The organism is Arthrobacter sp. SRS-W-1-2016, from assembly GCF_002009585.1.
Lineage (GTDB): Bacteria > Actinomycetota > Actinomycetes > Actinomycetales > Micrococcaceae > Arthrobacter > Arthrobacter bambusae_A.
The window spans coordinates 1-10,735 of sequence record NZ_MTPV01000087.1; the positions used below are offsets into that span (position 1 = coordinate 1).

Annotated in this window: 12 protein-coding genes; 5 read left to right on the forward strand and 7 right to left on the reverse strand. The window is 61.6% G+C overall.

The window, feature by feature from the left end:
- Positions 1-1,259 (forward strand): putative Ig domain-containing protein (locus BMF89_RS21325; protein ID WP_171983583.1); only part of this gene is annotated, 1,259 nt, incomplete at its 5' end.
- Positions 1,260-1,521: 262 nt separating this feature from the next.
- On the opposite strand, the gene BMF89_RS21330 is transcribed toward BMF89_RS21325, so the two are convergent.
- Positions 1,522-2,331, reverse strand: coding sequence for a hypothetical protein (locus BMF89_RS21330; RefSeq protein WP_078109042.1), 810 nt, complete (start codon positions 2,329-2,331; stop codon positions 1,522-1,524).
- A gap of 7 nt (positions 2,332-2,338) precedes the next feature.
- The gene (locus tag BMF89_RS22825; protein WP_078109043.1) at positions 2,339-2,848 is read right to left on the reverse strand and encodes an acyltransferase; all 510 of its coding nucleotides are present in this window, start codon (positions 2,846-2,848) and stop codon (positions 2,339-2,341) included.
- A gap of 214 nt (positions 2,849-3,062) precedes the next feature.
- Between BMF89_RS22825 and BMF89_RS21340 the strand changes: the two genes are divergently transcribed.
- Positions 3,063-3,698 (forward strand): hypothetical protein, encoded by a 636-nt coding sequence (locus BMF89_RS21340; RefSeq protein WP_078109044.1) that lies wholly within the window; start codon positions 3,063-3,065, stop codon positions 3,696-3,698.
- 254 nt (positions 3,699-3,952) lie between these two features.
- Here BMF89_RS21340 and BMF89_RS21345 read toward each other — a convergent pair whose 3' ends face one another.
- From BMF89_RS21345 to BMF89_RS21365, 5 genes are all read right to left on the reverse strand, one after another.
- Positions 3,953-4,450, reverse strand: a complete 498-nt coding sequence (locus BMF89_RS21345) for a hypothetical protein (RefSeq protein ID WP_139359778.1) — start codon at positions 4,448-4,450, stop codon at positions 3,953-3,955.
- A 382-nt stretch (positions 4,451-4,832) separates the two neighbouring features.
- Entirely contained in the window at positions 4,833-5,429 is a 597-nt protein-coding gene (locus tag BMF89_RS21350; protein WP_078109046.1) for a recombinase family protein, read from the reverse strand.
- 372 nt (positions 5,430-5,801) lie between these two features.
- Positions 5,802-6,314, reverse strand: coding sequence for a gluconokinase (locus tag BMF89_RS21355; protein WP_253190933.1), 513 nt, complete (start codon positions 6,312-6,314; stop codon positions 5,802-5,804).
- A complete protein-coding gene (locus BMF89_RS21360) occupies positions 6,311-6,622 on the reverse strand; it encodes a putative quinol monooxygenase (RefSeq protein ID WP_078109047.1) in 312 nt (103 codons plus the stop codon). Before BMF89_RS21360 ends, BMF89_RS21355 begins: the two co-directional genes overlap by 4 nt.
- 47 nt (positions 6,623-6,669) lie before the next feature.
- Complete coding sequence (locus BMF89_RS21365) at positions 6,670-7,707, reverse strand: LacI family DNA-binding transcriptional regulator (protein WP_078109048.1); 1,038 nt, start codon at positions 7,705-7,707, stop codon at positions 6,670-6,672.
- Positions 7,708-7,882: 175 nt separating this feature from the next.
- Here BMF89_RS21365 and BMF89_RS21370 point away from each other — a divergent pair, with 175 nt between their 5' ends.
- The 3 genes from BMF89_RS21370 to BMF89_RS21380 form a co-directional block, all read left to right on the forward strand.
- Positions 7,883-9,226: a Gfo/Idh/MocA family oxidoreductase gene (locus BMF89_RS21370; protein ID WP_078109049.1), complete on the forward strand. Its 1,344-nt coding sequence runs from the start codon at positions 7,883-7,885 to the stop codon at positions 9,224-9,226.
- 99 nt (positions 9,227-9,325) lie between these two features.
- A complete protein-coding gene (locus BMF89_RS21375; protein ID WP_171983584.1) occupies positions 9,326-10,378 on the forward strand; it encodes a substrate-binding domain-containing protein in 1,053 nt (350 codons plus the stop codon).
- A gap of 24 nt (positions 10,379-10,402) precedes the next feature.
- Positions 10,403-10,735: ATP-binding cassette domain-containing protein (locus BMF89_RS21380; RefSeq protein ID WP_139359779.1), on the forward strand; the 333-nt coding region annotated here is incomplete at its 3' end.

The window sequence follows — 10,735 nt, forward strand, 5'->3', positions numbered from 1 at the left end:
CCTGGAACACCACCGGTGCCCTCCCGCCCGGGCTCCATCTCGAACCCACCACCGGCGCCATCACCGGAACCCCCAACCAAGCCGCGAGCAGCAACCTGATTCTAGTCGTCACCGACAGCAGCGGTGGCTCAGTCAGTCGCACGATGACCCTCGCGATCTCCCCGCCCCCAAGTCAAAATGCGCTCGTGAACGTGCAGCAGATAGTCGGCGGCTATGAGAACGCATTCGCCCTGAAGCAGGACGGGACGGTTACTGCCTGGGGCTCTAACGGTGGCGGACAGCTAGGCGACGGGACCACAAGCAACCGCACCCTCCCCGTCGCGGTGGCGGGGCTAACCAATGTCATCCAGATAGCCGCTACGGGAGAGAACACCTACGCCCTGAAAACAGACGGAACAGTCTGGGCCTGGGGATACAACAACTACGGCCAGATCGGCGACGGCACCTTCCAACCCAGACTCACCCCCGTCAAGGTCACAGAACTTCCAGCAGTGAAAGCGCTCTACGCCGGTTCCAACAGCGCCTACGCTCTCGGAACCGATGGCAAGCTCTGGGCATGGGGAAGCAATACCTTCGGCGAGCTCGGGGACGGCACAACCACGAACCGTTCCCAGCCAATAGTCGTGCCCATCGGCAACGTCACGACGGTTGCAGTGGGCGCTTACATGGACGCGTACGCACTCAAAACCGACGGGACCGTATGGGCGTGGGGTTCCAACGGGGCGGGGCAGCTCGGAAACGGCACCTTGGTAGGAGGATCATTCAGCACGAATCCATCCCCCGTGCAAGGTCTTGGCGGGGTGGTTTCCATTGCCGCAGGCGCCGCCGGCGCCTACGCAGTGAAGCAAGACGGCACGGTCTGGGCATGGGGAGAGAACAGCGGCGGCCGGCTCGGTGACGGCACCACCACCAACCGCGCCCTCCCCGTCCAGGTTGCCGGGCTCACCCAGGCCGTGTCCGTGACGGCAGGCGGGTACGGGGACGTATTTGCCATCAGGTCTGACGGAAGCGTCTGGGGCTGGGGGGATAACTCCTTCGGTGAGATGCTCGACTCCTCCATTGGAGGCCACCGGCTTACCCCGGCGGCAATTCCCGCCCTTGCTGGATTCGCCCAAATCAACGCTGCTGGCTACGGAAGCAGCTACCTGGTCAAAGCAGACGGTAGCGCCTGGTCCTGGGGACACAACGACGGAGGCCAGCTAGGTGACGGGACCACGGTTGACAGGCACAGCCTCGTCCCTGTGGGAGTGCAGAACTAGCACGGAAGATATCTCGATACGAACTTTTTCTCGGCCCGGACAACCCTCCCTGTAAACCCCACCCGCGAGGTCACTGCGTCACGGTAGGTGTCTCGAAACCCTTGGGATTCGGGACATATCGGTTATGAGACACTGCACCCGGTCTGGGACCTGTCTGGTGCCACTTCAGCGCTCCACGTGGGGATGGCTTGCCCGTTCCCGGGGAGCAACTGGGTGTTGCTGGCCATTTACCGTGTGGTTGGGCCCCAACCACAGTTACCTGTCACCGGTGACGATCGATATCGTCCCAATGTTGGGCGAGAAAATATTGGCCCCAAGCGCCAAGCAGGAATACAAACCCACAAAATATTAGGGCGACAATTTTAAGTTCTGACTCCCTGAAGCCGGGAACTGCAAACAAAGCACCACATCCGGCGGCAATAGCGACACCAAAAGCTGCGCGCAGAAGGGTGCGCCATTTTCTGCTACTGAAAAGTATGACGTTCCCACTCTTTTTGCGAGCGACATATTCCGCCCTATTTCCTTTGGTGTAGCGGTCGATATGCGCATCCAAGGTGCGATAAAACGCTTGATCATCGTCACAATACACAATCACGTCATCGTAGGTACCCGGGGTGCGGAGATAGTCGAGCCGAGCATCCTCGACACTCATGGCAATCGCCTGCTCATGAGCTACTTCAGTGCGCTGGCGTATCACGTCCGCATCCATAAAGACGAAGATCGACACGGGGCGGTACTTAGCGAATCGCTCCTGTAGCTTATGAATAAGGCTTGCATTGCGCACAATAACGAACACTAAGTCATGAGATTTGAACGCTGCCTCGATATCACGAACACAGACGCCATACCGGTGCCCGGCATATGAATACGTGAAGTCGGGGGCGAGCATGTCAAATTCCCGATCCGTGACGAGCTTGAGGTCTGAATAGATCTCATTTTCGCCGGGGCGTGCCGGCCGGGTGGAACACTTGGAAACGACCGTCGTCTCAACGAGAGCTTCCGTCAATTGGCGCACAATAGTCGCCTTCCACACGCCTGACATACCATCAACTAAAAATAAGCGCTTTTGCATTCGAGTCCTATTCGCCTCGCAGCTTGACTGGTCGTGCTGGCACCCCCGCGACGACTGTCTTTGGCGAGACGTCGTCGCGAACTACTGACCCCGCAGCAATAACTGCCCCGTCCCCGATCGTGACGCCCCTCAGAATCGTCACATGTGCTCCGATCCACACATCTCGACCAATACTGATCGCCGAGAACTTGTGTTTCTGCTTTCTGATGGGGGTGTCCAGCGTATCAAAGCTGTGATCTCCGCTATTGACAATCGAGTACGGGCCAATCAAGCAGTCGTCCCCTACTGAGATTGGAGCCCGTGCCGTCAATAGTGTGCCTCGATTTAGAAAGACGTTATTCCCAATAGAGATCTGGGATGGGAACTCCATCAAGACGTTCTGGCTGATCTCTACGTTCTTTCCGAAACCACCCAACCTACGCTTCCAGTACATCCGACGTATCAGTTTTACCCAACTGAATGACGGAAGCATTGCCAACAGTTCTTGTCCAGGTTGGGATCGTTCACGCTCTTTCATGCCCCGCCATCCGTAGTTAATATCGAGTTGCTAGCAACGGAGTCTACAGAAGGACCGTTCACCAAGAGACCCGGGCGCGCTGGTTGTGGCAGTTTGAGTTGGACCCACCCCAGCGTTGGCGGGACTGTCTATTCGTGCGCTGGCCCGAAGCCACGGAGTAGGGTGACGGCTCGCGCGGCTGTCGTTGGATTCCGCGCCACCGCGGAAGACCCCGGTGAGAGTTGCACGGCAGCTGGAGACGGTCAAGGCCCTGATCAATGCGATGCTGTTCGAGGATCTTCAAGCGCCCCGGAAACATCTAAAACGCAGGGCAGATCCTCTGGAGATGACATTGATCGCTTTCGAGGACGACCTCAATATTCGACGTGCCCTGAGGTACTTGGACCCGGATGATCCACATTTCGCTGAAGTCCTCAGCATCAAAGACGCACTCCTGATCTTTGCCTTCGTGATCTCCGGTCGTGGAGAAGATCAGCGATGCCTGCAAGGCCATCTCCTGTGCACCCGGCATCGGCTCCTCTTCCTCACAGACGAGGACCTTTTGACATCGTCTCCGTCAGGGCGCGATGTGCTGCAGTTAGCCCTGACCGACGTCGAAAGATGCATGGTCCGCGCACCTCAAAGCTTTGGCGACCTTCCCCAGGCCTCTGGGATCGAGCACAGATCATCCACTGACGGCAACTTTTACCTGGATTTGATAGTAGTTCGCGGTCTCGATACCGGGAAGATCGTCTGCTTACCAGGGGCCGCTTTGAGCGAAATGCCATCGCAGCGCGAGCAAACAGAGCAGCAGTTCCCTGTCCTCATCGGACGCATTGTCAAGGCGCTGGAGCACGGAGCTCTGGAATAAGGGCTGCTGTCTTGGGGCGACTTGAAAAAGTGAAATGTCCAACGGTGAGCGCGATATTTCACCAGAAACGATAAGCCGTGAGCCTGGCAACCAGGCCGGTTCGTAGCCACCAGGATGCGTTGTGCTTCACAGGCTTGGTGTATCCCGAAGGGAGCTACCCGTTGTGTTGGTGCGTACGAGGCAACCGTTACACCACGCTAATGGGCACTACTGGCTGTGGACCAGAGTCGCCGGTTCCTCTCCGCCATAAGTTGCTAGTTGTCAAAGGACAAATTGAGCTCCCAGTTGGGCGGGCTGCCGGTAGCGGTGCAAACGTAGCTCCGGGAGGGCCCGGTATCGACTTTGAAACTTCCGCGGGTGTAAAAGGTTCCGGATCCGCCGCTCGTCGAGCGACTCACCACATCTACCGTCTGGCGACCGAATTGTTCTCTTAAGCCTTCAACACATGATGACTCGGCGTCAGCCTTAGCCGCGTTATTTTTTGCCTGCGCGCGTTCCGCTGCGTCTCTGGCGGCCGCTGCGTCAGCGGACGCCTGGGCCGATGCTGATGCCTGCATTTCCGCAGCCTTCTGGCTGGCTTCTGTCATGGATTTTGCAAACGCTTCGCGCGCGAGATTCGCCTGAATCTGATTCCAGACAACAATTCCGGTGATAGTCCCGAGCAGGACTATCACGACGACTAGCAAGGCCATGATCGTCCTCACGTTGCGGCTCATACGCGGAGACGCGCCCGATTTCTCTCCCAGATCCATGGGTTCAGGATAAGGTCACTGGATCTATTGAGTGTTTGGGGCGCAGCCGATGGTCCTTTGTTTCTTGGGGCATGGCTGCAAGGACTGAATCCGTCACACTAAACCGAAGGCAATGTCACTCACGGGCGCGCTCGAGCAGGATGCCGAGTTCAGCCTCCGTATGTGCCGAGCCGGCGTGCTCCGCGATCTGCTGATGGCCCCCGCGCATACTCAGCGATCCGTAACCATGTTTCTAAACTTTCTTGTTGAATCGGTCTATTCACCGTCAGTTACGAGGCATTGTTGGCCTCCAGTCGAACCGGTAGCTTCGGGCAGGGTTTAATAACGACCCGACCAGGATTCTCTGGGGATCGCGGTGATGAATGTCGTAGAAGTTGCGGCGCTATGTGGCCTGGGGTCCAGCGGAGCTAACGAGGGACTGGTGGCGGTAGAGTGTCGCGCGGCTCCAGCCGACGAGGGTGGCAGCATCTGCTGCGGTGCGTCCGCGTTTGCGGGCGTCGGCGACGATTGCGAGCTTTTCCGCGATGACCTCGGGGTTGATTGGTGGTCGGCCGAAGCGGGTGCCGCTTTGCCTGGCTGCGGCGATTCCGGCATTGACGCGTTCGACGATCAGCTCGCGCTCGTATTCAGCCAAAGTGGCAAGCATGTTCAGCATCATCCGCCCGGTCGAGGTCGCTGGGTCGATTCCGTCCGAAATGGACCGGAGGTGCACGCCGCGTTCGCGCAGCAAGTTGACGGTGTTAAGGACGTCAATCAGGGACCGGCGGAGCCGGTCAACTCGCCACACGACGACGGTGTCGTCGGCTTCGGCGTACTCGAGCAGCTTCTTCATCCCTGGACGCTCGATCGCCGTTTTGCTTCCGGATGTGACCTCGGCGAACACATCGCGCTTCTGGACGCCGGCAGCGAGGAGCGCAACGAGTTGGAGTTGGGCGTCCTGGCCGGCCGTGCTGATGCTGGTGTACCCGAGGTGTCTCACCCCACCATCCTGTCTCGGAAATACCAAAAACACCTCGCGAGACGCGATGATCAGTGAGACGACTTTGCAAGACACTCGCCGTCCGGTGGGTTCCGCTACAAAAATTGTAAATCGCAGAGTTATTTGGCTCGTTTTTTGCAGAGCTATTTGGCGCACTCACGCAATTGGCCACGTGAGTTCTGACGCTCCAGACGCCGACTACGAGATCAGGCGTCGCGTTCCAGCTCTTTCAGGGGGCCGTCATGATGACCAGTGGCTCCCGACCGGTGGGTGTACGCCGAGTCAAGAACTTCGGGCCAAGGCGTCGGAAGAGGAGTGGGAGCCAGAGCCGGCGACGCCTCTTGGGGTCCATGTGTGGTGGGGCGGCTCGTCTCAGACGTCTGATGGCCGGCGTTGGGGGGCAAGTCGCGCAGCGGCCTCTTGGAGGAGGTCCTCGGTTGCCATGGTTGCGTCGATCCGGAAACCCGGTTCGTCCTGCTCAAGGGGTTCTAGGGTGGCTAGTTGGCTGTCGAGAAGACTGGCTGGCATGTACTCGTGGGCGCGCGCCGAGACTCGTTCTGCGAGGTCTTCCCTGCCAACATGCAAGTGGATGAACACGGCGGTGGGGACGAGGGTGAGGAGGTGTTCCCGGTAGCGGCGCCGGAGGGCGGAGCAGGCGACCACCGAGGGCTGGCGGCTGGCGGCGAGACCGACGGCGTCAAGCCAAGGCAAGCGGTCCGCGTCGGTAAGTGGGATTCCGGCGGCCATCTTGGCTTTGTTCGCGGCCGGGTGGAGGTCATCGGCGTCGATGAACTTCGTTCCCAGCTCGGAGGCCAGGGCGGCCCCGAAGGTCGTCTTCCCTACTCCCGAGACCCCCATGACGAATACGGTTTCGACGTCGCTCACAGGAGCCCTTGAACCTCGGTGCCGGCCTCGATGGGGGCCATCGTTGTCACGGTCGTAGGTGATTCGATGAAGGATCCTACGGCCGCCTCCAGTGCCGCAACAGCCGGGCCGTTGGCGTGGGCGTCGAGGAGCTCTGCGGTGGTCCACTTCTCGATCATCGTGATCGAGCCGTCGGCGGCGTCGTGGATGGCGTACAGGAGGCAGCCCTCCTCTTCATGGACGGCCGGGATGGCAGCCTGCAGGGCTTGCACGAGCTGGTCCTTTTTGCCTTCGGCGGGGTGGAAGACGGCGGTGACGACGATGGGCATGGATGTGTCCTTTCTGTTGTGCCAGGTGGCACGGATTGAGCGGTTGCTCAGGTGGCGGGGGTGGTCTGGGTGACCGGTGCGCTGCTGGATCGGCGGACGAACTCGGCGTCGACCTCGATGCGACGCGGCTGGTCGGGCAGCGTTCCCTTGGCACGTCCCACGGCTAGCTCGACGGAATGGAGGGCGAGCATGTCGATAGGCTGGCGGATGACGGTCAGCGGCGGTGAGACGAGCTCGGTCCAGGGGTTGTCGTCGAAAACCACGAGGCTCAGTTCGCCCGGGACATCGATGTCCGACTGTTTGATCCGGCGAAGGGCGGAGCGCACCTGGGCGGTGTTTCCCACGATGATCCCGGTGGGCGGCTCGCCCAGCCCTAAGAGTGCCCCGACGGCGTCGGCTCCCGCGTCGCCCCGGAACGGGATGTGGTGAATCAGCTCTTGGTCGACACGCAGGCCGGCGGATTCCATGGCCCGCCGGAAGCCGAGAACCCGGACGCGCCCGGTCGAGGTGTCCGCGGGGCCGGAGATGAAGCCAATCCTGGTATGGCCGAGCCCGATGAGATGGTTGGTCGCTGTCTCCGCAGACACATCGTTGCGGATGGTAACGACGTCAAGGTCGGGCAGCTCCGCGATCTCCCGGTCAACGAAGACCACGTTGATGCCTAGATCTGTCAGCCTGGCCCATTTGTCGACATTGCCACCGGCCGGAGTAGCGATGACAGCGGCGACCGAGCGCTCGATGAGTGTATCGATGGACTCGGCCTCCAGGTGTGGATCCTCCTGCGTGGTGAGAAGGACGACGTGGACCCCACGTGCCCGGGCTTCCCATACGACGCGGTCGGCAAGCCGGGCGAAGAAGGGGTTCGTCAGGTCTGCAAGCACGAGGCCGATTGTCGACGTCGTCTGCTTCTGGAGATCGCGTGCGGCGGCTTTCGGCCTGTAGTTGAGTGCTTCGATCACCTCCACCACCTTGGCCCGGGTCAGTGCAGCGACCGGTCCTGTGCCTTCGTTGAGCACACGCGAGACAACGGCGACGGAGACGCCTGCCTCCCGGGCCACATCGCGGATTGTGGCTGACTTCTTCACGTGTCCCCACTTTCGATTCTGACGGGAAGACCAGTCAATCACCGAAAGTGATTGACGTCATAACGACCTTGATGGTACAAAAGTGTAACCGTTACCACTGATTATTGCGAGCGACGAGGAAGTCGGGCCGGCAGGCTCTGGTCCTCCCGCCGCTGCCCGAACCAGGAAGATCATCGTGAACCTTCATTCCCTCCTCAAGCAGCGCGAAAGCGATGGCCGCCCGATCCGGGTCGGGCTGATCGGAGCCGGCCGCTTCGGCACCATGTACCTCTCCCAGGCCCGCAACATCCCGGGTATCCACGTCGTTGCGATCGCAGACATCAATGTCAAGCGTGCGCAGGGCGCCCTCGAACTGGTGGAATGGCCGGCCGAGGCCATCTCCTCGTCAATCGAAGACGCCCTCAAGCGCCGCGGCACCACCGTGGTTGCCGATGCTGCGGCACTGTTTGCCGCTGACATCGATGTGATCGTGGAGGCCACAGGCAACCCGATCGTGGGCATCAACCATGCCCTGGCGGCCATCGACTCCGGGAAGCACATCATCATGGTGACCGTTGAGGCCGACGCGCTGGCGGGCCCGGCTCTGGCCAAGCGTGCAGAAGCCGCTGGCGTCGTGTATTCGATGGCCTACGGCGACCAGCCGGCCCTCATCATGGAGCTCGTCGACTGGGCGCGTACCTCCGGTTTCGATGTGGTCTGCGCTGGCAAGGGTGCCAAGTACCTTGAGCACTACCACGGGATGAACCCCGATAACGTCTGGGAGAACTGGGAATTCTCGAAGGAGCTCACGGACTCCGGGCAGCTCAACCCGTACATGCACACCTCCTTCCGCGACGGCACGAAAGCCGCCATCGAAATGGCCGCCGTGGCGAATGCAGCGGGGCTGGTCCCGTCCGACAACGGCCTGACTTTTACCCCGGGGAATATCGAGGAGATCGCGACGATCTGCCGGCCCTCCGAGGTCGGAGGCGTACTCGCCCGGGAAGGCTCGGTGGATGTCATGTCCAGCGTCACCCGCGAGGGGGACTGGATCCCGTTCAACACCCAGGAGGGCGTGTTCGTGGTGGTCAAGGCGACCAACAAGTACGTTTCCGGCTGCTTCACCGAATACCCCTGGCACCCGGACCCTACCGGCCAGTACGCAGCCCTGTACCGCCCGTACCACTATGTCGGCCTTGAGCTGAACATCTCGATCGCTAACGCCGTCCTGCGTGGAGTCGCTACCGGCACGCCCATCGGTTTCTACGGCGACGTGGTCGCCACCGCCAAGAAGGACCTCAATCCCGGCGAATTCCTCGACGGCGAGGGCGGGTACACGGTCTGGGGCAAGCTCGTCTCGGCCGAGACCTCCGTCCGCGAGGGCCTGCTGCCGGTCGCCTTGGCCCACCACGTGGAACTGAAGAACAGCGTGACCAAGGGGAACAGCGTGAAATGGGAAGACATCGTCATCGACGAATCCCTCGCGACGGCGCTCGAGCTGCGCCGCGAGACCGAAGCGCTGATCCAGACTACCGTCTGACCACTCTTTGGCCTGCGGGGCCGGCTTTAGATCCGGTCCCGCATGCCACTACCTGAAAACACGATCCAGTAATACCTTCCAAAGATGAAAGGAAATGCCATGACGAGAAAAGCCGGCATCCTCGCCGCCCTCGCCACCGCCTCCGTGGCCGCTCTTACCCTCGGGGCGTGCTCCGCGACCCCCGAAGGAGCTCCCGCCTCCGGAGCCAGCGACATCAGCTCCCTGGTCCAGGCCAACCAGAAGACCGACGTCGCCACGGTCCAGAAGAACCTGGGCACCCCAACGGCGAAGTCTGGTGTGAAGCTCTGCTACGTCACCCGGACCCTGGCCAACGAGTTCTGGGGCTACGAGCGCGACGGCTTCGAAGCCGAGGCAAAGAAGCTCGGTGTCCAGTTCCAGACCTACGCGGTCAACGATGAATCCTCGATCACAGAGCAGCTCGACAAGGCCCAGAGCGCCATGAACCAGGGCTGCTCGGCCATCCTCGCATCCCCGATCTCCGCCACCGCGCTGGACAGTGTCTTCAAGGCGGCCCTCGCCAAGGGCATTCCGGCAATCGTGCTCAACGACGCCCAGGGCACCGTCCCGGGTGTGGTCTATGTCGGTCCGGACGCGGAAACCATCGGTCAGACTGCTGCGGACTATATCGCCAAGCTGCTCCCCGGCGGCGGGAAGATCGCCCAGATCGAGGGCGACCCCGGTTCCTCGAACGCGCTCAACCGCGGCAAAGGATTCAAAGAGGGCATCGCGAAGGACACGAACCTGAACCTGGTCGCATCCCAGACGGCCAAGTGGGACACGAACCAGGCCCAGACCATCGCGAACGCCATGCTGACGGCGAACCCGGACATCAAGGCCTTTTACTCCCAGAACGACGGCATGGCCCTTGGTGTCCAGGCGGCAATCGACGCAAAGGGCCTCACGGGCAAGGTGGCCTTGGTCGGGACGGACGGCATCCCCCAGGCCAAGAAGCTGATCTCCGACGGCAAGTACACGGCCACCGTCAGCGAACGGCCCACGACGGAGGGCGCCACAGGAGTCGACGTCGCGCTCTGGATGCTTGCCGGCAAGCAGGTTCCTGCTTGGGTCAACGTTCCGGCGTTCGTGGTCGACAAGCAGAACGTCGCCCAGTACCTGACCGGCATGCCCTGAGCCCGGACACGAACAGGATCACCAATGTCTGACACCCTCCTTGAGATCAGGAACATCGCTAAATCCTTTCCAGGTGTGCGCGCACTCGATGACGTGAGCTTCCACCTCAGCCGGGGCGAAGTGCTGACACTCGCCGGCGAGAACGGAGCCGGCAAGAGCACGCTGCTCGCCATCCTGGGCGGCTCCTTGGCCCCTGACCAGGGAACGGTGACGGTGGACGGAGTCCGGGGCGGGGGGGGGGCGCCCCCCCCGGCCGGGGGGGCCGGGGGGGGGCGGGGCGGCCCCCCCCCGGGGCGGGGGCCGCCGCGCGCCCGCGCGGGCGCCCGCGATCGCGGGCGGGCGGCGCGGGACCGGCGC